Source organism: Actinomadura sp. B10D3 (genome assembly GCF_039871695.1).
In the GTDB taxonomy this organism is placed as follows: domain Bacteria; phylum Actinomycetota; class Actinomycetes; order Streptosporangiales; family Streptosporangiaceae; genus Spirillospora; species Spirillospora madurae.
This window is the reverse complement of sequence record NZ_JBDPLY010000004.1, coordinates 70708-90284: the sequence shown is the minus strand read 5'-3', so window position 1 is coordinate 90284 and position 19577 is coordinate 70708. Positions and strand designations below refer to the sequence as shown.

At 73.9% G+C, this 19577-nt stretch carries 17 protein-coding genes and 1 riboswitch; of the genes, 9 read left to right on the top strand and 8 right to left on the bottom strand.

Annotation, left to right across the window (positions count from 1 at the left end; translation table 11 throughout):
• Positions 1–2: 2 nt before the first annotated feature.
• Positions 3–1439 (bottom strand): PTS ascorbate transporter subunit IIC, encoded by a 1437-nt coding sequence (locus ABGB11_RS08905; protein ID WP_347630737.1) that lies wholly within the window; start codon positions 1437–1439, stop codon positions 3–5.
• A 102-nt stretch (positions 1440–1541) separates the two neighbouring features.
• Positions 1542–2246: a GntR family transcriptional regulator gene (locus tag ABGB11_RS08900; protein ID WP_347630735.1), complete on the bottom strand. Its 705-nt coding sequence runs from the start codon at positions 2244–2246 to the stop codon at positions 1542–1544.
• Between the two features lie 224 nt (positions 2247–2470).
• Between ABGB11_RS08900 and ABGB11_RS08895 the strand changes: the two genes are divergently transcribed.
• Both ABGB11_RS08895 and ABGB11_RS08890 read left to right on the top strand, forming a co-directional pair.
• Positions 2471–3802: a hypothetical protein gene (locus ABGB11_RS08895; protein WP_347630733.1), complete on the top strand. Its 1332-nt coding sequence runs from the start codon at positions 2471–2473 to the stop codon at positions 3800–3802.
• Positions 3803–3871: 69 nt separating this feature from the next.
• Positions 3872–4987 carry a carbohydrate kinase family protein gene (locus ABGB11_RS08890; protein WP_347630731.1) on the top strand — a complete coding sequence of 372 codons (1116 nt, stop codon included), beginning with the start codon at positions 3872–3874 and terminating at the stop codon, positions 4985–4987.
• A gap of 29 nt (positions 4988–5016) precedes the next feature.
• Here ABGB11_RS08890 and ABGB11_RS08885 read toward each other — a convergent pair whose 3' ends face one another.
• On the bottom strand, positions 5017–5961 hold the full coding sequence (locus tag ABGB11_RS08885; RefSeq protein WP_347630729.1) for an AraC family transcriptional regulator: 945 nt from the start codon (positions 5959–5961) through the stop codon (positions 5017–5019).
• An 81-nt stretch (positions 5962–6042) separates the two neighbouring features.
• Here ABGB11_RS08885 and ABGB11_RS08880 point away from each other — a divergent pair, with 81 nt between their 5' ends.
• The gene (locus tag ABGB11_RS08880) at positions 6043–6891 is read left to right on the top strand and encodes an NAD(P)H-binding protein (RefSeq protein ID WP_347630727.1); all 849 of its coding nucleotides are present in this window, start codon (positions 6043–6045) and stop codon (positions 6889–6891) included.
• A 32-nt stretch (positions 6892–6923) separates the two neighbouring features.
• Positions 6924–7427 (top strand): anthrone oxygenase family protein, encoded by a 504-nt coding sequence (locus ABGB11_RS08875; protein WP_347630725.1) that lies wholly within the window; start codon positions 6924–6926, stop codon positions 7425–7427.
• 7 nt (positions 7428–7434) lie between these two features.
• Here ABGB11_RS08875 and ABGB11_RS08870 read toward each other — a convergent pair whose 3' ends face one another.
• A complete protein-coding gene (locus ABGB11_RS08870) occupies positions 7435–8868 on the bottom strand; it encodes a prolyl oligopeptidase family serine peptidase (RefSeq protein WP_347630723.1) in 1434 nt (477 codons plus the stop codon).
• A gap of 80 nt (positions 8869–8948) precedes the next feature.
• On the opposite strand from ABGB11_RS08870, the gene ABGB11_RS08865 reads away from it, so the two are divergent.
• Together ABGB11_RS08865 and ABGB11_RS08860 are read left to right on the top strand one after the other, a co-directional pair.
• Entirely contained in the window at positions 8949–9515 is a 567-nt protein-coding gene (locus ABGB11_RS08865; RefSeq protein ID WP_347630721.1) for a winged helix-turn-helix domain-containing protein, read from the top strand.
• 34 nt (positions 9516–9549) lie between these two features.
• The gene (locus ABGB11_RS08860; protein WP_347630719.1) at positions 9550–10413 is read left to right on the top strand and encodes a metallophosphoesterase; all 864 of its coding nucleotides are present in this window, start codon (positions 9550–9552) and stop codon (positions 10411–10413) included.
• Here ABGB11_RS08860 and ABGB11_RS08855 read toward each other — a convergent pair.
• The 3 genes from ABGB11_RS08855 to ABGB11_RS08845 all read right to left on the bottom strand — a co-directional run bounded on the left by ABGB11_RS08855 (position 10410) and on the right by ABGB11_RS08845 (position 14083).
• On the bottom strand, positions 10410–10997 hold the full coding sequence (locus ABGB11_RS08855) for a TetR/AcrR family transcriptional regulator (RefSeq protein ID WP_347630717.1): 588 nt from the start codon (positions 10995–10997) through the stop codon (positions 10410–10412). The two genes, ABGB11_RS08860 and ABGB11_RS08855, sit on opposite strands and share 4 nt — an antisense overlap.
• Positions 10998–11107: 110 nt before the next feature.
• Positions 11108–12832 carry a phosphomethylpyrimidine synthase ThiC gene (thiC, locus tag ABGB11_RS08850; protein WP_347630715.1) on the bottom strand — a complete coding sequence of 575 codons (1725 nt, stop codon included), beginning with the start codon at positions 12830–12832 and terminating at the stop codon, positions 11108–11110.
• Positions 12828–12941: riboswitch (TPP riboswitch) on the bottom strand. Its footprint overlaps the gene before it by 5 nt.
• Positions 12942–13036: 95 nt before the next feature.
• A complete protein-coding gene (locus tag ABGB11_RS08845; protein WP_347630713.1) occupies positions 13037–14083 on the bottom strand; it encodes a hypothetical protein in 1047 nt (348 codons plus the stop codon).
• Positions 14084–14265: 182 nt separating this feature from the next.
• Here ABGB11_RS08845 and ABGB11_RS08840 point away from each other — a divergent pair, with 182 nt between their 5' ends.
• From ABGB11_RS08840 to ABGB11_RS08830, 3 genes are all read left to right on the top strand, one after another.
• Entirely contained in the window at positions 14266–14886 is a 621-nt protein-coding gene (locus ABGB11_RS08840) for an ATP-binding protein (protein ID WP_347630711.1), read from the top strand.
• 103 nt (positions 14887–14989) lie between these two features.
• Positions 14990–15694 (top strand): CDP-alcohol phosphatidyltransferase family protein, encoded by a 705-nt coding sequence (locus ABGB11_RS08835; protein ID WP_347630709.1) that lies wholly within the window; start codon positions 14990–14992, stop codon positions 15692–15694.
• On the top strand, positions 15691–18189 hold the full coding sequence (locus tag ABGB11_RS08830; RefSeq protein ID WP_347630707.1) for a mannose-1-phosphate guanyltransferase: 2499 nt from the start codon (positions 15691–15693) through the stop codon (positions 18187–18189). Before ABGB11_RS08835 ends, ABGB11_RS08830 begins: the two co-directional genes overlap by 4 nt.
• A 23-nt stretch (positions 18190–18212) precedes the next feature.
• Here the strand turns inward: ABGB11_RS08830 and ABGB11_RS08825 are convergent, their stop codons facing one another.
• Positions 18213–19553 (bottom strand): PLP-dependent aminotransferase family protein, encoded by a 1341-nt coding sequence (locus ABGB11_RS08825; RefSeq protein ID WP_347630705.1) that lies wholly within the window; start codon positions 19551–19553, stop codon positions 18213–18215.
• Between the last annotated feature and the right edge of the window lie 24 nt (positions 19554–19577).

The following is a 19577-nucleotide window of genomic DNA, read 5'->3' as shown; positions in this document are numbered from 1 at the left end:
CGTCAGGCCTTCGCGGGGGCCTGATCCTCGTCCCCGGGCACCGCGTCCGTCGCGGCGGCCCGGCGCTTCTCGGCGCGGCCGAGGAGCAGCAGGGTGGCGACCATCGCGGCGAGCGCGACGGCGGGCACGAGCCAGACCGAGTTCTGGCCGACGACGGGGTCGACGGCCTTCAGCAGCCAGGCGATCGCGTACCAGTCGGGGTCGGCGAGGGTGGCCAGCTCGGGCGCGGTCCGCTCGTACAGGCCCCAGGTCACCGCCTGCCCGACCGCGAGGATCAGCCCGGTGATCACGCCGCCGAGCACCGCGCCGCGCCAGCCGGCCACCACGTTGCCGAACAGCGCCGCCGCGCCGCCCACGAAGAACAGCATGATCATGGGCGGGGCCAGGGTGAACCAGCCCGCGGCGGCGAACACGCCGAGGCACGCCAGGAACACCGCGGTGGACGCCACGAACCCGACCATGACGGCGGTCGGCGCGACGGGGAACACGGTCGGCGCGTCCAGCGCGGGACGGGTGCCGGGGATGACGCGGTCGCTGAAGCCCTTGAACGCCGGGACGATCTCGCCGAGGAACATCCGCACGCCGAAGAGCAGGATCGCGATGCCGCCCGCGAACCGCAGGCCGACCAGCAGCGCCCACACCCACGGGGACAGTTTGTCGTCCATCTCCGCGGCGGCCTTGGTCACCACGCCGTCGTCGGCCAGCGCGACCCCGATCAGCATGATCACCGAGATGATCAGCGCGGTGCTGACGTTGACGTCCTTGAAGAACGACAGCTGGCGGGGCAGCTTCAGCTTCTCGGTGTCGTGCTCCTCGCGGCTGCCGAGCGGGCGGGCCGCGTACCCGGTGACCAGGCAGGCGAGCGAGCTGGTGTGCGCGAAGCCGAACCGGTCGTCCGGCATGACGCGGCGCATCAGCGGCCGCATCCACAGCGGCTGGAGGGTCCAGTACGCGGCGACGAACCCGGCGCCGCACAGCACCAGCGTGAGCTGGTCGGCGCCGGGCGCGATCGTCACCAGCGACGCCACCGTGACGGTGCTGATCCAGAACATCAGGTGCCCGGTCAGGTACAGGTACCTGGCCGCCGGGAAGAGCCGGACGACGAGCACGTGGAGCAGGAACGCGACCGTGATGACGAGCGCGACCGTCCCGCCCTGGTCGGTGAGGAAGTCCGCGAGGGTCTTGTCCGCCTTCGGCGGCGTGGTGCCCATCGCGCTGGCGAGGACGGTCTGGAAGCTCGTCAGCCCGCCGGTGAACACCTCCACGCCGATGAACAGGATGACCACGCCGATGGTGGCGCGCAGGGCTCCGGCGAAGACGTCCTCGAACCGCTTGCGCTGCAGGATCAGCCCGATCAGGGTGATCAGCCCGATGAGGATGGGCACCTGGCCGAAGACGTTGTCGGCCAGGAACGTGAGGATGTCCTTGATGACGTCCATGGTGATGTCGCCTCACATCTCGGGGGATTGGTCGTGCGCTGTCGCCCCCGTCAGCGCGGATGGACGGTCGTGCGCCCCGGGCGCGGCGCCCGGGGCGGGCGGTCAGTGGGTAGGGGGTCGCAGGTCCAGTTCCAGCCGATACCGGTCGCCGCGGTAGACGGACCGGACGTACTCCAGGGGCCGCCCGCCCTCGTCCCGGGTGACCCGCTCGAACAGGAACGCCGGCGTGTGCACCGGGACGTCCAGCTCGGCGGCCTCCTCGGCGGTGGTGACGGTCGGCTCGATCGTCTCGGTGCCCGAGGCGATCACGACGCCGTGGCCGCGCAGCAGCTCGTAGAACGACCGCCCCTCCAGGTCGTTCCGGCGCAGGCCCGGGATCAGCGCCCGCGGCAGGTAGAGGGTCTCGATGGCCATCGTGGCGCCGTCCGCGAGGCGGAGCCGCCGAATGGTAAATACCTCTTCGGCCGGTGACAGGGACAGCCGCCTGCCGATCCGCGCCCCCGCGGGCTCGGTGCGGAACGACAGCACCCGGCCGCCCGGCTTCATCCCGCGCCGGAGCATGTCCTCGGTGAACGAGGTCATGGTCAGCGACACCGCGATGCGGGGCTCGGCCACGTAGGTGCCGCTCCCGTGCCGCCGGTCGAGCAGGCCGTCGGCGACGAGCCCGTCGATGGCCTGGCGAAGCGTCGGCCGGGACACCCCGAGCTCCTCCGCCAGCCGGCGCTCGGACGGCAGCGCGTCCCCGACGTCGAGCCCGTCCATCATCACGAGCAGCTCGCGGCGCACCGCCTGCCGTTTCGTGCTCATGGAGCGGGACTCGCCAGCGGATGGCACGCCCATCACCTCCTTCGGCGCTGTTCCTGTCGCCGCACACGGTATGTCCCATTGTGGCGACTGGTCAATACCACTTTTGGCGATGTTCGCCGTGGCCCGCGGCGGCCGGGCCGCCCTACCGTCACGGAAGATCGTCCTGACCGTCGATCGTGAACGTTCGAGGCCGCGCCCCGGTGCGCGGCGAGGAAGGCGGCGAGATGAGGAAGTTCGTGCGCGGCGCCGTGGCGATGGCGCTGCCGGTGCTCATGCCGGCGGCGCTGGCCGCGGCCCCGGCGAGCGCGGAGCCGGCCCCGCCCGGTGCCCGCGACGGATGGCGGCTGGTGTCGGCCGAGCCGTTCGACGGGCGTCTGGACGACGCCGGTTTCCCCTGGAAGGCGGACGGCGACGGCCCGTCCAGCCCCTACAACGTCGACATCTACGACAACGACGGCGCCTACTTCGACACGGTGGGCGGCCCGGCGTTCCGCACGCAGCTCGCCGCGATGAAGACCTATCGCAAGTCCTTCTCGTTCGGGAAGCACGGCTGGCTCACCGCCGAACTGGCCGCCCGCGACACCGACGGGGACGGCAGGCCGGACACGCCCCCGACGCTGACGTCCCGCGGCGGCGTCGCGCGGCTGGACGAGCCGAGCCACCAGGCCGGCGTCGTCATCCGCTCCACCCGCGACCTGCCCGCCGAGTACCGGGTCGAGATGACCCTGCGCGGCCTGGACTTCGGCGGCCGGCGGAACGGGCTCTGGGACTACCCGGACGGCCGGATCAACGGCTACTCGCCCGAAGGCTGCAAGACCAACTTCCCGTGGGCGTCGGGCGGCGACTTCGCCAGGCCGGAGTGCGAGTGGGCCGACGTGCGCACCGACTCCAACGGCTTCTACTACATGTCGATCATGGACTACCCGCGGGTGGCGCCGCACAACAACGTCTTCATCCACGGCCACCGCAAGGTCGCGATGGACGGCTACAACCGCTACAAGTACACCGGCAGCGGCCTGCTGTACTGCAACCCCGCCACCGGCCAGTACGAGCCGTACTCCGCCGGGACGGGCAACGGCGTCAACGCGATCTTCATGACCGACGACCGCCGGTACCCGACCATGCCGGGCACCGAGTACCTGATGGAGAGCGAGTGCGGGTTCAAGAAGGCCGGCGCGATCGTCTCGACCGTCGACCTGCGGCCCGAACTGCTGCCCAAGGAGTCCTACACGTTCGCGGTCGAGCGGCGCGACGGCGCCTACACGATGGAGATGTCCGGGGTCTTCGCGCACGTGGGCAGGGCGACGTTCCGGTACACGCGCTCGTTCGTCCAGGACGGCGAGCCGATCTGGCACTACAACCAGCGCCCGGACGAGTACGACGGCCGGTTCGACGCCGACTGGACCTGGACGGGGCCGGGCGGCACCCTCGTCGACCGGAACACCTGGCCGGCCGGGTCCGCCTACCCCGACCGGTTCATGATCGGTGATCCGCACATGAACTTCTACGAGGGATCCGCGCAGGTGGACGACATTCGGCTGTACGTTCCGAGGTAGGTGTCGTTGTCGGTGGCGCGGGCTAGGGTCCGTGGGAACACGTGCCCGAGCCGCGCCATGGGGGGCCTCGTGACTCAGCAGACCGCGCCGGGACGGGCGCCGGAGCCGTCCCTCGCCGATCCCTGCGCCGAGCGGGAGCCGGCGGGGGATCGGCTGCGCGTCCCGGGGGAGCGCCCGGGGCTGGACGTGTTCCTGTCCGGCCAGGTCTTCATGGACATGATCTTCACCGGGCTGCCGGGGCTGCCGCCGCCGGGCACCGAGATCGTCACCGACGGTCTCGGCTCCGCGCCCGGCGGCGTCGCCAACATCGCCGTCGCGATGAGCCGGCTCGGCCTGCGGGTCGGGCTGGCGGCGCCGTTCGGCGACGACATGTTCGGCTCCTACCTGTGGCGCACGCTCGCCGAGCAGGAGGGCGTCGACCTCGGGCTGTCGCGCCGGGTGCGGGGCTGGTCGACGCCGGTCACGGTCTCGATGGCCTACGACTCCGACCGCAGCATGGTGACGTTCGCCCGGCCGGTCCCGTCCCCGCTGGACGACCTCGGCGCGCCGCCGCCGGCCGCGCGGGCCTGCTTCGTGGACGTCGACCGGCCGGTGCCGGCGTGGGCCGACCGGATGCGCGAGCGCGGCGCGCTGGTCTTCGGCGACCTCGGCTGGGACCAGACCGGCGCCTGGCCGGCCGAGGTCCTCGACCGGCTCGCGTACGTGGACGCGTTCCTGCCGAACGCCGCCGAGGCGATGTCCTACACCCGCACCCGCACCCCGGCGGACGCCGCCGAGGCGCTCGCCGCGCGGGTTCCGGTCGTCGTGGTCAAGTGCGGCGGCGACGGCGCGATCGCCATCGACTCCCGCTCGGGGGAGCGGGCCGAGACGAGCGCGCTGCCGGTCGAGGCCCTCGACCCGACCGGTGCGGGCGACGTGTTCGCCGCCGGGTTCGTGTTCGCCACCCTCGCCGGCCTGCCGCTCGCCGAGCGGCTCCGGTTCGCCAACCTGTGCGCCGGCCTCTCGGTCCGGCACCGCAGCGGGTCGCTCGGCTCACCCTGCTGGGGCGAGATCGCCGCGTTCGGCGAGTCGGGGGAGGTGCCCGAGGCCGTCCTGGCCGAGTACGCGTTCGTCGTCCCGTTCATCCCGGACGCGGCCGACGACTCGCCCGTCCGCGCCGAGCCCACCCTCCGCCCGCAGCACTAGGCCCCGCGGGCATCGGGCCCCGGCGGCGCTCAGGCGACGGGGACCGCGCCGGTCCGGTACTCCTGCGGGCTGACGCCGTGCTCGCGCTTGAACGCGGTGCTCAGCGCGAACGCGTTGCCGTAGCCGACCCGGCGCGCCACGGCGTCCAGCGTGGCGTCGCTCTCCCGGAGCAGGTCGGCGGCCTGGGCGAGGCGGACGCCCGTCAGGTACGACATGGGCGGCTCCCCGATCTGCTTGGTGAACCGCTGCGCGAGAGCCGCGCGGGACACCCCGACCCTGGCCGCCAGGTCGGCGACCGTCCACGGGTGCGACAGGTCCTCGTGCAGCAGCCGCAGCGCGGGGCCGACGACGGCGTCGCCGTGGGCGCGGTACCAGCCGGGCGCCTCGGCGTCCGGCCGGGAGAACCAGGCGCGCAGCGTCCCGATGAGCAGCAGGTCGAGCAGCCGGTCGAGCACGACGTCCTGGCCGGGCTCGTCCTTGCCGATCTCCTCCTGCAGCACGCCGACGAGCGGCGACCGCCAGGTGTCGCCGCGGACGACCGCCATCGCCGGCAGCGCGGACAGCAGCCGCCGCGTGACGGCGCCGCGCATCTGGTAGGTGCCGATCAGCATCACGGCCGGCCCGTGGGGGTCGTTGCCCCAGGCCCGGACGCCGAGGTCCATTTCCCCCGACAGGCTCGTCCCGTCGGGCGTCGCGCAGTGCTGCCCGGGGTGGATGACGATCTGCGGCTCGGTCGCGGGGTCGTCGCTGACGGTGTAGGGGTCGGGCCCCCGGAAGATGACCATGTCGCCGGGCACGACGCGCTGCGGCTCCCCGTCGTCCGGGAGCAGCCACGCGTCGTCCCTGATCATCGAGAGCAGGGTCAGCGGCGCCTCGTCCTGGATACGGACCGACCAGGGCGGGGCGAGGGTGCAGCGCAGCATGAACGCCCCGCGGGCGCGCGGACCGTCGAGGAGATCGGCCAGAGCGTCCATGGCACCAGCGTAGACGCTCGCGTATGGAGGCGAGCTTCTCAACGATGGTCGTTGAAGGTGGGTCGCTGTTGACTCGAAGGCATGACGAACACGGCTGAGAACATCATCGAGAGCGGCCTCACCCTCGTCCTCGGCGGGACCGGGAAGACCGGCCGCCGCGTCGTCGAGCGGCTGGAGGCCAGGGACGTCCCGGTCCGGATGGGCTCGCGGTCGGCCTCGCCCCCCTTCGACTGGGAGGACGAGGGGACCTGGGCGCCCGTCCTGCGGGACGTGGAGAAGGTCTACCTGTCCTACTACCCGGACCTGGCCGCGCCGGGAGCGCCCGCGGCCGTCCGCGCGTTCACGGACGCCGCGGTGGAGGCGGGCGTCCGGCACGTGGTCCTGCTGTCGGGGCGCGGCGAGCCGGAGGCGCAGGAGTGCGAGCGCATCGTCCAGGACTCCGGCCTCGCGTGGACGGTCGTGCGGTCGAGCTGGTTCGCGCAGAACTTCAGCGAGGACTACCTCCTCGACGCGGTCCTGGCCGGCGAACTGGCCCTCCCGGTGGGCGACGTGCCCGAGCCGTTCATCGACGCCGGCGACATCGCGGACGTGGCCGTCGAGGCGCTCACGGGCGCCGGGCACGCCGGTGAGCTCCACGAGGTGACCGGCCCGCGGGCGCTCACCTTCGCCGAGGCCGCCGCCGAGATCGGCCGTGCCTGCGGCAGGGACATCGCCTTCGTCCGGGTCGGCGCCGAGGACTACGCGGCGGCGCTCGCGGGGGGAGGCCTCCCCGCGGAGCTCATCGAGTTCCTGACCTACCTGTTCACGACGGTCCTGGACGGCCGCAACGCCCGGCCCGCCGGCGGCGTCCGGCGCGCCCTCGGCCGCGAGCCGCGGGACTTCGCCGACTACGCGCGGGAGACCGCCGCCAGCGGCATCTGGAACCTCTGAGACCACCCCGTCCCACGGATCGGAGAAAGATCATGAGATCGGCTCTGGCGGGCGTCTCGGTGACGCTCTCCCTCATCATGGCGGCCGGCATGGCCGGCACGTTCTTCGGCTTCACCACCGGCGTGATGCCGGGCCTGAACGCCGCGAAGCCCCAATCGGCGATCGACGCGATGCAGGGCATCGACCAGAAGATTCAGAACCCGCTCTTCGTCGCGATGTTCACGCTGGTGCCCGTCGTGGCGGTCGTGGCGGGGGTGCTCCTGCTGACCATGGACCGGAAGCCGGCGGCCCTGCTGTTCTTCGTCGCCGCGGCCGTGTACTTCCTGGGCGCGTTCGTCCCGACGGTCGCGGTGCACATCCCGATGAACAACGCACTGGACGCCGTCGAGATCCCCGCGGACACGGCCGAGGCGGCGAAGATCTGGTCGGACCACTCCGGGCGCTGGACGGCCTGGAACACGGCCCGGGCGGTGTTCAGCTGGGCGAGCGTCCTCGCCATGAGCCTGGGGGTGTATTTCTGGGGGAAGGACGCCTGATCCGCGATCACGGCAGCAGGACGCCCCAGTGCAGGCCCCACGGGACCAGCACCGCGCCGGCGGCGACCAGGAGGCCGAGCCGGACCCGCTCGCCCGGCGGGACCGGCCCGGCCCGCCGCCACGCCACCGCGGTGCCGGCCGCCGCCACGACCGCGGCCACGGCGAGCGCCTGCAGGATCAGCCACGGCAGCGGCCGCCCGTCGAGGACGGGCCCGGGGTCAGGCGCGGAGCCGGCCACCAGGGAGAACAGGTAGACGACCGGGCCGAAGGCGGCGGCGAGACCGGCGGCGGGCAGCACCCGCGCCCAGCGGCTCACCGGCCGCACTCTCCGCCCGCGCACCTTCCGCACCAGCGCGACCAGCGGGTACGCGGCGAACCCCACGAGGAGCAGCACCGCCGCGGCGAGCTGCACCCACCGCGACTCCCACCACCTCAACGGCGGCAGATCGACGCTCCGGTACTCCTGCCGCGGCGGGGCGGCCGCGTCGGCCTCCGGCAGGTTCCCGCTCGTCACGTCCCGCACCCAGGTCGCGACGAGGTCGGCGTAGCCGGGGGCCAGTTCGGCGCCGCGGGTGACCCCGCGATCCGGCGTCCGGTGCGCGCCGTGGTCGGCGTCGGGGAAGAAGCGGAACGTGTAGTGGGTGTTCCCGCCCTTCCGCAGCGCCCGCGCGAACAGCGGCGGGTTGTCCTCGGGCGGGGTCTGCAGGTCGTACTCGCCCCAGATGCCGAGCAGCGGCTGCCGCACGCGCCGCAGGACGTCCTCGGCGCCGAAGTAGGCCTCGGAGAACAGGCCGACGTCGCCCGCGAGGCGCGCGAGGGCGGGCTTGCCGCGGTCGGTCAGCGAGCCGGAGACGCCCGCCCGGCGCAGCACGGACGTCTCGTTCCAGTTCTGCTGGCGGAGCGGCGTCATGGCGTTGCCGCCCACCACGATGACGAAGGCCGCCTCGGCCGAGCGGGACGCGGCCAGCGGCGCGACCCAGCCGCCCTCGCTGAGCCCCCACAGCCCCACCTTCGCGGGGTCGACGCCGGGCTGCGCGCGCAGGGCCCGCAGGCCCCCGAGCGCGTCGCCGGCGAGCTCGGAGTAGTCGCGGCGGAGCTTGGTGTACCCCTCCGACCTCTTGTCGTAGATCAGCACGGCGAGGCCCCGCCGCGCGAACTCGACGGCCTCGGTGAGCAGGTGCTCGCGCGGCACGCCGGAGCCGGACCCGGTGACGAGGACGACGCCGGGCCGGGCCGGGCCCTTCGCGGCCGGCGCCAGGACCGAGCCGCGCAGGGTCAGCCCGCCGGACCCGGTGAAGCTCACCTCGGTCGAGGTCAGGCCGGGCGGCGCCGGGACCGGGCCGGCCGCCGGAGGCCCGGCCTCCGGCGGCGCGGCCGCGGCGGGCGCCGCGCACAGGGCGCCGAGCAGGAGCGCCACGAGAAGGGTCATCGCTGTCTTCATGCCGGTGACCCTAGAACTACAGAGAAAACTCTGCAAAGAGTTCTCTGCAAATATCCGTCTGCGGTACTAGGCTTCTCCTCATGAAGGACGACGAGGAGCCCGTCATCCTGGACGATCCCGGGCGGATGAAGGCGCTGAGCCATCCGCTGCGGCGCCGGATCCTGCACCGGCTGCGGGTCCACGGCCCCGCGACGTCCACGACGATCGGGGAGGCGCTCGGCGCCAACACCGGCACGACCAGCTACCACCTGCGGCAGCTGGAGAAGTACGGGTTCATCGAGGAGATCCCGGAGCGGTCCGCCGGCCGGGAGCGCTGGTGGCGCCGGGCCGAGGGCCCGCGGGACGTCCGGATGCCCGACGCCGCATCGCTGCCGCCCGAGGACCGACCCGTTCTGGACGAGCTGCTCAGGGTCGGCCACGCCGAGGACGTGGAGCTGCTGCGCGGGCTGCCCGCGGCCTACGAGCGGGAACGGTCCTGGGCTCTGCTGTCGCGCGGCTTCGCCCACATGACGGAGGAGGGGCTGGCGGAGTTCTTCGAGGCCTACATACGGCTGCTGCACGAGCACGCCCACGGCCGCGAGGACGCCCCGCCGGGGGCCCGCCCCGTCCACATCCGCCTGTTCACCATGCCCGCCGACGGCGACTGAACGGCGGGAGGGCCGCGGGGAATACGATCCCTGGATGGGCGGCGTCTATGCGATCAGCGATCTGCACGTCGGATTCTCCGAGAACCGCGCGTTCGTCGAGGACATGCGGCCCGGGTCCGAGGACGACTGGCTGATCGTGGCGGGCGACGTCGCCGAGCGCTTCGGCGAGATCGAGTGGGCGCTCCGCACGCTCCGCGACCGCTACGCGACGGTGCTGTGGGCGCCCGGCAACCACGAGCTGTGGACCATCAAGGACGACCCGGTCCAGCTGCGCGGCGAGGCCCGCTACCGGAGGCTCGTCGACCTGTGCCGCGACCTCGGGGTGCTGACCCCCGAGGACCCGTACCCCGTCTGGGACGGCGAGGGCGGCCCGGTGACGATCGCGCCGCTGTTCATCCTGTACGACTACACCTTCCGCCCGGACGGGACGTCCACCAAGGAAGAGGCGCTCGAGGTCGCCCACGCGTCGGGGGTGGTGTGCACCGACGAGGTCTACCTGCACCCCGATCCGTATCCCACGCGGGACGCCTGGTGCGGCGCCCGGATCGCCTACACCGAGCGGCGGCTGGCCGAGCTGGAACCGGGGACGCGGACCGTGCTCGTCAACCACTGGCCGCTCGTTCGCGAGCCCACCCGCGTCCTCTGGTACCCCGAGTTCGCCCAGTGGTGCGGCACCGAGCGCACCGCGGACTGGCACGCGAGGTTCGGCGCGGTGTCCGTCGTGTACGGGCACCTGCACATCCCGCGGACGATCTGGACCGGCGCCGTCCCGCACATCGAGGTGTCGGTCGGCTACCCGCGCGAATGGCGCCAGTGGGCCGAGGCGCCCCGCGGCCCGCGGCGCATCCTGCCCGACCCGGAGACCGGCCGCCCCTACCCGGGCTTCCCCGGCGCCTAGCGCCCCTTGCCCGGCGCCACCCCCGTGGCCGCCAGCGACAGCAGCCGGCCGGCGGCCTCCGGCTCGCGCTCGGTGACCGCCGCGATCGCGCCCGCGAGCCTCAGCACGTCGGTGAACGGGACGCCGGCGGGCGCGTCGCCGGCCCGCTGCGCGCGGGCGAACAGCGCCCCGCCCGCCTCCTGCATCGCCCGGCAGGACGGCGACGGCTCCGGGCCCTCGTCGCGCAGCGCCACCATCGCCGACGCCGCCATCCCGGGGAACGCGGTGACCTCCGCGATGAACGTCCGCAGCCAGGTCATCAGCGCCTCGCCGGGCGCGGGCGAGGCCATGAGCCCGCGCGCCCGCGCGGCGAGCCGGTCGTAGACGTCGGCGAGCACCGCCTCCAGCAGATCCCGGCGGGTGGGGAAGTGCCGGTAGAGCGTCCCGATGCCGACGCCGGCGAGCCGGGCGACGCCCTCCAGGGACGCGCCGGCCCCGTCGCGCTGGAACGCCTCCCGCGCCGCGGCGAGCAGCCGGGCGCGGTTGCGGCGCACGTCCGCCCGTACCGGCCGGGCGCGGGCCTTCGGCGTGTCGTCGCTGGTCACCTGGGTCGTCGGTCCTTCCCGGCGGTAGGGCGGGCCTGCGGCGAGTCGAGGGGATCCGCGGCTTTGGAACGGTCCTTCGATCCTAGCCGCGGCCGTCCCGCGCCGGACGGTCAGGAGCCGCCGGGGGCGATCGGCAGGTAGACGCGCCCGCCGCCGGCCTTGAACTCCTCGGCCTTCTCCCGCATCCCGGCGGCGAGGGCCTCGTCCTCGGCCAGGCCCCGCTCGCCCGCGTACCGCCGGACGTCCCGCGTGATCTTCATCGAGCAGAAGTGCGGGCCGCACATCGAGCAGAAGTGCGCGGTCTTCGCGGGCGCCGCCGGGAGCGTCGCGTCGTGGAACGCGCGGGCGGTGTCCGGGTCGAGGGACAGGTTGAACTGGTCCTCCCACCGGAAGTCGAACCGGGCGTCCGACAGCGCGTCGTCCCAGGCCTGCGCGCCCGGATGGCCCTTGGCGAGGTCCGCGGCGTGCGCGGCGATCTTGTAGGCGATCACGCCGGCCTTGACGTCGTCGCGGTCCGGGAGTCCGAGGTGCTCCTTCGGCGTGACGTAGCAGAGCATCGCGGTGCCGTGCCAGCCGATCATCGCGGCGCCGATCGCCGAGGTGATGTGGTCGTAGCCGGGCGCGATGTCGGTGGTCAGCGGCCCGAGCGTGTAGAACGGCGCCCCGTCGCACCACTCCTGCTGCAGGTCGACGTTCTCCTTGATCTTGTGCATGGGGACGTGCCCCGGGCCCTCGTTCATCACCTGGTTGCCGTACTCGGCCGCGATCCTCGTCAGCTCGCCCTGGGTGCGCAGCTCTGCGAACTGCGCCTCGTCGTTGGCGTCGGCGATCGAGCCGGGGCGCAGGCCGTCCCCGAGCGACCACGTGATGTCGTACGCGGCGAAGATCTCGCACAGCTCGCGGAAGTGCGTGTAGAGGAAGTTCTCCTCGTGGTGCGCCAGGCACCAGGCCGCCATGATCGACCCGCCCCGCGACACGATCCCCGTCTTGCGCCGCGCCGTGAGCGGCACGTACGGGAGCAGCACCCCGGCGTGGACGGTCATGTAGTCCACGCCCTGCTCGGCCTGCTCGATCACCGTGTCGCGGAAGACGTCGTAGGTCAGCTCGGCCGGGTCGCCGCCGACCTTCTCCACCGCCTGGTACAGCGGGACGGTCCCGACCGGCACCGGCGAGTTCCGCAGGATCCACTCGCGGGTGGTGTGGATGTCCTTCCCGGTGGACAGGTCCATGATCGTGTCCGCGCCCCAGCGGGTCGCCCACGTCATCTTCTCGACCTCGTCCTCGATCGAGGACGCGACCGCCGAGTTGCCGATGTTCGCGTTCACCTTCACCAGGAAGTTCCGCCCGATGACCATCGGCTCGATCTCGGGGTGGTTGACGTTGGCCGGCAGCACGGCCCGCCCGGAGGCCACCTCGTCCCGGACGAACTCCGGCGGCACGCCCTCGCGCAGCGCCGCGAACTCCATCTCCGGCGTGATCTCCCCGCGCCGCGCGTAGGCGCGCTGGGTCACCGCGCCGCCGGTCGCGCGGCGCGGCCGGCGCGGCAGGAAGTCCTCCCGGACGGAGGCCGCCCGGCGCCCGTCGTCCTCGGGGCGCACCGCGCGCCCCTCGTAGGCGGCGGTGTCGCCGCGCTCGGTGATCCACGCCTCCCGCAGCGGCGGCAGGCCCCGGCGGACGTCGGTGTCCTGGCCGGGATCGGTGTACGGCCCGGAAGTGTCGTACAGGACGACGGCGTCGCCGCTGGTGAGCGCCACCTCCCGCATCGGCACGCGGATGTCAGGGCGCGAGCCCTGAAGGTAGGTCTTGCGGGCAGCTGGAACCACAGGTTCGGTCATGACGACTCGATCTCTCCCTACGCCGGCATTACCCGGTCAGGTTCATGCGGTCAGCGGCCGTCCCAGCCGCAATCTCAGCCCGGTTCGCCGGGCCCCCGCGATCTGTCGTCCCCGACGCTAACCCGGCGGCCCCCGCTTGCCGCAACCGGCGTCCGTGAGGTACAGGGGCCGCGGCCCGGGGCCCTCCACCTCACGGACCGCGGGTCAGAGCTGGCGGGTCATCCGCACCATCAGGGGGAGCGCCAGCACGAGGGTCCGGAGCGGGTCCGGGGCGGACGGCGAGCGTTCCAGGTACATGCGGCTGTCGTCGGCGGCGGACCTGGTCCGCAGCGTGGCCGACCTGCGCCCGTCGACACCGGTCACGGCGTAGCCGTCGCCGGAGGGCCGGGTGCTGCCGAGGAGCATGCCGTCGGTGGCGTGGAAGGACGGCTCCTGCCCCCCGCGCATGACCCCGAGGAGGTGGCCGTCCGCGTCGTGGACGCGCATGGCGCCGCGGCCCAGCAGCCGGGAGCGCCGTCTGAACACCAGGAGCGTGCGGGCGTGGGGGTCGCGCAGCACGACCGTCCGGCGACCGGCGGCAGGGTTCATCGGGAACATGCCCGACCTTCCCCCTGGCGGCTTGGCGAGCCTCCCGCAGGCCACGGCGAGCAGGGCTGCGCCGTTCTGGTCGCGGTACCGCCCCCTGCCGTCCACGAGGACGCAGCGGGCCGAAGGCAGCGCGTCCGCGCCGGGCGCCGGCACCTCCTCGCCCTCGTCGTCGACGACGCGCCAGGCGACGCCGAGGGTGCCGGTGGCCGCCGCCCGCACGGCCTCCAGCCATCCGGACGGGAGCGACCCGCTCCGCAGCAGCGTGACCGTGCAGCCGTCGGTCCTGGCGACGGCCGCCACGTCGGGGCCGGCCTCGGACTCCAGCCAGAGGGTCCAGACGGGGTCGGTGACCGGCCATGTGATCCCGACCGCCCGCAGGGTGCCGGCGGGGACGACGGCCTTCCGTCTCCCGCGGCGGAGGGTCACGCCCTTCTCGCCGATGGTCACGATGAGGCGGGCGCGATGGATCCGGAAGGCCCAGAGCACGGCGGCGAGGGCGACGAGCGCGGCTCCGCCGCCGTAGGCGGCGATGACCTGGCGGGCCTTCTCCGGGTCCCAGGCCTCGGCGTTGGAGCGGGTGGACAGCGAGACGGCGAGCCCGGCGGCGATCGCGACCAGGAAGACCCGGAGCGGCCATCGGTACGCTCTCCGGCCGAGCGTCATGCGGAGGTCCGGCGGGGGGACGGCTGGCGGGGGGACGGACAACTGTCAGCCCTTCGTGACGGGGTGTGCAGAACTATAGGACGGGGCGCGGAACGGGGCGGGGCGCACGAAGAGAGAGATCGTTTCCTCCCCCGAGCGCGGGGTGATGCGCGGGGGGCAGGGGGCTCCGGGACCGTGGGCGCGTGGTGACGGTGCCCCGGTCCGGTGTGACGGCGAAGGACGCTCTGCTCGCGACGCTCCTGGCGGGGGTCGCGGCGGGGGTCGCGGTGCTGTGGCCGGGCGTCCGGGATCTCGACGCGCCCGGGGCGCTGCTGCTGGCGGCCGCGCACCTACCGCTCGCGGTGATCAGGCGGTGGCCGGCGCCCGGCCTGGCCGCGCTCGTGGCCCCGGCGCTGCTGGCGCCGGGGGCGCTGCCCGGAGCGGACGGCATCGCCGGCCTGGCGCGGGACGCCCGCGCCGGCGGGCTCGACGTCGACCTCCGGGAGGGGGACGTGGGGCCGCTGCCGCCGGAGATCGGCGTCGCGGCGTACCGGATCGTCCAGGGGGCCCTGACGAACGCTGTCAAGCACGCCGCCGCGACGCGCGTGGAGGTGAGCCTGGCCCGGGACGGCGGGGACCTCGTCGTGCGGGTCGCCGACGACGGGAAGGGCCCGTCCGGCGACACGCCGGGAGGTTTCGGGATCCTCGGCATGATCGAGCGGGCGCGCGGCGTCGGGGGAATGCTCGACGCCGGTCCGGGTCCGAAGGGCGGGTTCGCCGTCACCGCCGTCCTCCCGCTCGCCGGCGCCGCCGCGCCCCGGTGACGCGGCGCTGGTGCCGCCGGCGCCACGTGTGGCCGTCCCGAGGGCTTTCCAACCCTTACCGGTAGGGTCAGGATCAAGGGGGACCAGGGGAGGCGACGCGTCGGTGAGCACACTGCAGGAGGCCCCGCAGGACCGGATCTTCACGGTGCCCAACATCCTGAGCCTGGCCAGGCTCGTGGGCGTCCCGTTCTTCCTGTGGCTCGTCCTCGTGGAGGCGGACTGGTGGGCGCTCGGCCTGCTGGTGTTCGCGGGCCTGTCGGACTGGCTGGACGGGAAGCTGGCCCGCGCGCTCGACCAGACCAGCAGGCTCGGCACGGTGCTCGACCCTGCCGCCGACCGGCTCTACATCCTGGCGACGCTCGTCGGGCTCACCATCCGCGACATCATCCCGGTGTGGCTGGTGGCCGTGCTGGTGGCCCGCGAGGTGGCGATCCTGCCGATCGCGCCGATCGTGCGGCGGCTCGGGTACGGCGGCACGCTGCCCGTGCACTTCATCGGCAAGGCCGCGACGCTGTGCCTGCTGTACGCGTTCCCGCTGCTGCTGCTCGGCGACCACGACGGCGGCGCGGCGACCACGGCGAAGATCGTCGGATGGGCGTTCGCCATCTGGGGGACGGGGCTGTACTGGTGGGCGGCCGTCCTGTACTGGGTGCAGACGCGGCAGCTGGTGCTGGCCGGCCGCGGTGCGCCCCCGGCCCTTGAGCCGGACGCCGCGGAGGACGCCGGTCCCCGGCCCGAGCGGGGGCGGCCCGATCCGGGCGCGGAACCGCCGGCCGGTGACCAGAAGGGAGCTGAGACCCCCCGATGAAGGCCGTCGTGATGGCGGGAGGCGAGGGGACGCGGCTGCGTCCGATGACCGCCAACCAGCCGAAGCCGCTCCTTCCGCTCGTCAACCGGCCGATCATGGAGCACGTGCTGCGGCTGCTGAAGAGGCACGGGTTCAGCGAGACCGTCGTCACCGTCCAGTTCCTGGCCGCGCTGATCCGCAACTACTTCGGCGACGGCGAGGAGCTCGGCATGTCGCTGAGCTACGCGACCGAGGAGGTCCCCCTCGGCACCGCGGGCAGCGTCAAGAACGCCGAGGAGGCGCTGCGCGACGACCGGTTCCTCGTCATCTCCGGGGACGCCCTCACCGACATCGACCTGACCGACATGGTGCGGTTCCACGAGGAGAACGGCGCGCTCGTCACCATCGGCCTGAAACGGGTCCCGAACCCCCTGGAGTTCGGGATCATCATCGTGGACGACGCGGGCCGCGTGCAGCGGTTCCTGGAGAAGCCCACCTGGGGTCAGGTGTTCTCCGACACCGTCAACACCGGCATCTACGTGATGGAGCCCGAGGTCCTGGAGCACGTCGCCGAGGGCGAGCCGGTCGACTGGTCCGGGGACGTGTTCCCGAAGCTGCTCGCCGAGGGCGCCCGCCTGTTCGGGTACGTGGCCGACTGCTACTGGGAGGACGTCGGCACCCACGAGAGCTACCTCAAGGCCCAGGCCGACATGCTGTCCGGCCAGGTCGGCATCGACCTCGGCGGGTTCGAGATGTCGCCGGGCGTGTGGGTCGCCGAGGGCGCGGAGGTGGACGCCGAGGCCGTGCTGAAGGGCCCCCTCTACATCGGCGACTACGCGAAGGTCGAGGCGGGCGTCGAGCTGCGCGAGTTCACCGTCCTCGGCAGCAACGTCGTCGTGAAGGAGGGCGCGTTCCTGCACCGGGCCGTCGTGCACGACAACGTGTTCGTCGCGCCGTCCACCAACCTGCGCGGCTGCGTCGTCGGCAAGAACACCGACATCATGGCGGGCGCCCGCGTGGAGGAGGGCGCGGTCATCGGGGACGAGTGCGTCATCGAGGCCGAGGCGTACGTCTCCAGCGGTGTGAAGGTCTACCCGTTCAAGACCATCGAGGCCGGAGCGGTGGTCAACACCAGCGTCATCTGGGAGTCGCGCGGGCAGCGCAACCTCTTCGGGCCGCGCGGCGTGTCCGGGCTCGTCAACGTGGAGATCACCCCCGAGCTGGCGGTCCGGCTCGCCAGCGCCTACGCGACGACGCTGAAGAAGGGCAGCACGGTCGTCACGGGGCGGGACGTCTCCCGCGCGGCCCGCACCCTCAAGCGCGCGGTGAACAGCGCGCTGACGGCCAGCGCGATCAACGTCCACGACCTGGAGGCGACGCCGCTGACCGTCGCCCGGTTCGAGACCGGCCGCGAGGACGCCGTCGGCGGCATCTACATCCGCACCACCCTCGGCGACCCGCAGGGCGTCGACATCCTGTTCCTCGACGCCGGCGGCGCCGACCTGTCCCAGGGAGCGCAGCGCAAGCTGGAGCGCGTCTTCGGCCGGCAGGAGTACCGCCGCGCGTTCCCCGGCGAGATCGCCGAGCTGACCTACCCGCCGCGGGTCGTGGAGACCTACACCCGCGACCTGCTGCGCCGCGTCGACATCCGCGGGGTCCGCGAGGCCGGGCTGAAGATCGTCCTGGACTGCGCGGGCGGCGTCGCCTCGCTCGTCCTGCCGAACCTGCTCGGCAAGGTCGGCGTGGAGGTCCTCACCCGCAACGCCGGGCTGGACGAGGCGAACCCGACCGAGACGCTCGCCGAGCGGATGCGCGACCTGGAGCGGCTCGGCGAGCTGGTGTCGTCGTCGCGGGCCGCGTTCGGCGTCCGGTTCGACCCGGTGGGGGAGCGGATCTCCCTGGTGGACGAGAACGGCGAGCTGGTCGGCGATGACCGGGCGCTGCTGGTGATGCTGGACCTGGTGGCGGCGGAGCGCCGCGGCGGCCGGGTGGCGCTGCCGGTGACGACGACCAGGGTCGCCGAGCAGGTGTGCCGGTTCCACGGCGTGCAGGTCGAGTGGACGTCCACGTCCCAGGACGTGCTCACCAAGGCCGCCGCGCAGCCCAGCGTGATCTTCGCCGGCGACGGGCGCGGCGGGTTCCTGATGCCGGAGTTCAGCGGCACCGTCGACGGGATCGCGGCGTTCGTCCGGCTCGTCGGCCTGGTCGCGCGGACCCGGCTGACGCTGTCCCAGATCGACCGGCGGATCCCCGACGCGCACCTGCTGCGGCGCTCGGTCCCGACGCCCTGGGCGGCCAAGGGCGGCGTGATGCGGCACGTCGTGGAGGCCGCGGCGGACCGCGCGATCGACACCACCGACGGGGTCCGCGTGGTCGAGGACGACGGCCGCTGGGTCCTCGTGCTGCCCGACCCCGCCGAGGCCGTCACCCACCTGTGGGCTGAGGGGCCGGACGCGGACGCCGCCCAGGCTCTGCTGGAGGAGTGGGCCGTGGTGGTGGAGCGCGCCGGTTCGTGACCGGCTCCGGGGGCCTTGGACGGTCAGTCGATGGACGCGTCATCCGGGCTGCCGGCGGCGATGCCGGCGAGGACGCCGAGCGCACGATCCAGGACGTCCAGGGGCGGTGAGGCGAGGCCGAAGCGGATCGCGCGGGGGGCGGCGGCGCCGCCGACGACGAAGGCGGCGGCGGGGGTGACGGCGATCCCGTGCCGCGCCGCCGCCGCGACGAACGTCTCCGCCCGCCACCGGGGCGGGAGCTCCCACCACCCGAAGTACGAGCACGGGCCCCACCGGACGTCGGCGCCGCCCAGGCGGTCGGCCGCGATCCGCCGCCGGGCGGTGGCGTCGGCGCGCTTGGCCGCCGTCACCGCCTCGACCGTCCCGTCGGACATCCAGCCGGCCGCCGCGTCCAGCGCGAAGCCCGCCGGGCCCCAGCCGCCCGAGCGCAGCGCCGCGGCGAGGCGTCCCGCCGGCTCCGCGGGCGGGACCGCGAACCCGAGGCTGAGACCCGGCGCGAGGCGCTTGGAGAGGCTGTCCACCAGCAGGGTGTGCCCAGGGGCGAACGCGGCGAGCGGTTCGGGCGCGTCCTCGGGCAGGAACGCCCAGATGCGGTCCTCGATCGCGTGGAGGCCGAGCCGTTCGAGGGTGCCGGCCAGGTCGGCGCGGCGCCGCGGCGGCATCGTCGTCCCGTACGGGTTGTGCAGTGTCGGCTGGACGTAGACCGCGCCGAGCGGCGCGCTGCGATGGGCCTCGGCGAGGGCGTCCGGGCGCAGGCCTTCCTCGTCCATCGCGACGGGGACCAGGGTGACGCCGAGCCTGGCCGCGACGCCCTTGATCACCGGATAGGTGAGCGCCTCGACGGCGAGCCGCCCGCCCGGCGGCACGAGCGCGGCCACGGCGCCCGCGATGGCCTGCCGGCCGTTGCCCGCGAACAGCACCCCGGCCGCCTCCGGCCGCCATCCCGGCGTTGCCAGCAGCTCGGCCGCGGCCTCCCGCGCGACCGCGGTCCCCGCGACGCCGGCGGGCCCGAGCACCGCGTCGAGGACGTCCGGCCGCCGCAGGCGCTCCAGCCCCGCGGCGAGCAGCGCGCTCTGCCCCGGGGCCACCGGGTAGTTCAGCTCCAGGTCGACGCGGGCCCCGGCGGGTTCGGCGAGCGCGGGACCGGGAGGGCGCTCCGCGGCGCGCACGAACGTCCCGCGGCCCACCTCGCCCACCACCAGCCCCCGCCTGGCCAGCTCCCGGTAGACGCGGCCCGCCGTGGAGGCCGCGATGCCGCGGCTCCGCGCGAAGGCCCGCTGCGGCGGCAGCCGGTCGCCGGGCCGCAGCCGCCCGGCCGCGATGTCGGCCGCCACCGCGTCGGCGACCCGCCGGAAATCCTCCATGTGAACCCCACATTGCACCGAGAG

Coding starts and splice junctions, on each gene's coding strand:
- ABGB11_RS08830 (WP_347630707.1), top strand. CDS start 15,691: ATGAAGGCCGTCGTGATGGCGGGAGGCGAGGGGACGCGGCTGCGTCCG.
- ABGB11_RS08900 (WP_347630735.1), bottom strand. CDS start 2,246: ATGAGCACGAAACGGCAGGCGGTGCGCCGCGAGCTGCTCGTGATGATG.
- ABGB11_RS08875 (WP_347630725.1), top strand. CDS start 6,924: ATGAGATCGGCTCTGGCGGGCGTCTCGGTGACGCTCTCCCTCATCATG.
- ABGB11_RS08870 (WP_347630723.1), bottom strand. CDS start 8,868: ATGAAGACAGCGATGACCCTTCTCGTGGCGCTCCTGCTCGGCGCCCTG.
- ABGB11_RS08880 (WP_347630727.1), top strand. CDS start 6,043: ATGACGAACACGGCTGAGAACATCATCGAGAGCGGCCTCACCCTCGTC.
- ABGB11_RS08865 (WP_347630721.1), top strand. CDS start 8,949: ATGAAGGACGACGAGGAGCCCGTCATCCTGGACGATCCCGGGCGGATG.
- ABGB11_RS08885 (WP_347630729.1), bottom strand. CDS start 5,961: ATGGACGCTCTGGCCGATCTCCTCGACGGTCCGCGCGCCCGCGGGGCG.
- ABGB11_RS08845 (WP_347630713.1), bottom strand. CDS start 14,083: ATGACGCTCGGCCGGAGAGCGTACCGATGGCCGCTCCGGGTCTTCCTG.
- thiC (WP_347630715.1), bottom strand. CDS start 12,832: ATGACCGAACCTGTGGTTCCAGCTGCCCGCAAGACCTACCTTCAGGGC.
- ABGB11_RS08825 (WP_347630705.1), bottom strand. CDS start 19,553: ATGGAGGATTTCCGGCGGGTCGCCGACGCGGTGGCGGCCGACATCGCG.
- ABGB11_RS08895 (WP_347630733.1), top strand. CDS start 2,471: ATGAGGAAGTTCGTGCGCGGCGCCGTGGCGATGGCGCTGCCGGTGCTC.
- ABGB11_RS08860 (WP_347630719.1), top strand. CDS start 9,550: ATGGGCGGCGTCTATGCGATCAGCGATCTGCACGTCGGATTCTCCGAG.
- ABGB11_RS08905 (WP_347630737.1), bottom strand. CDS start 1,439: ATGGACGTCATCAAGGACATCCTCACGTTCCTGGCCGACAACGTCTTC.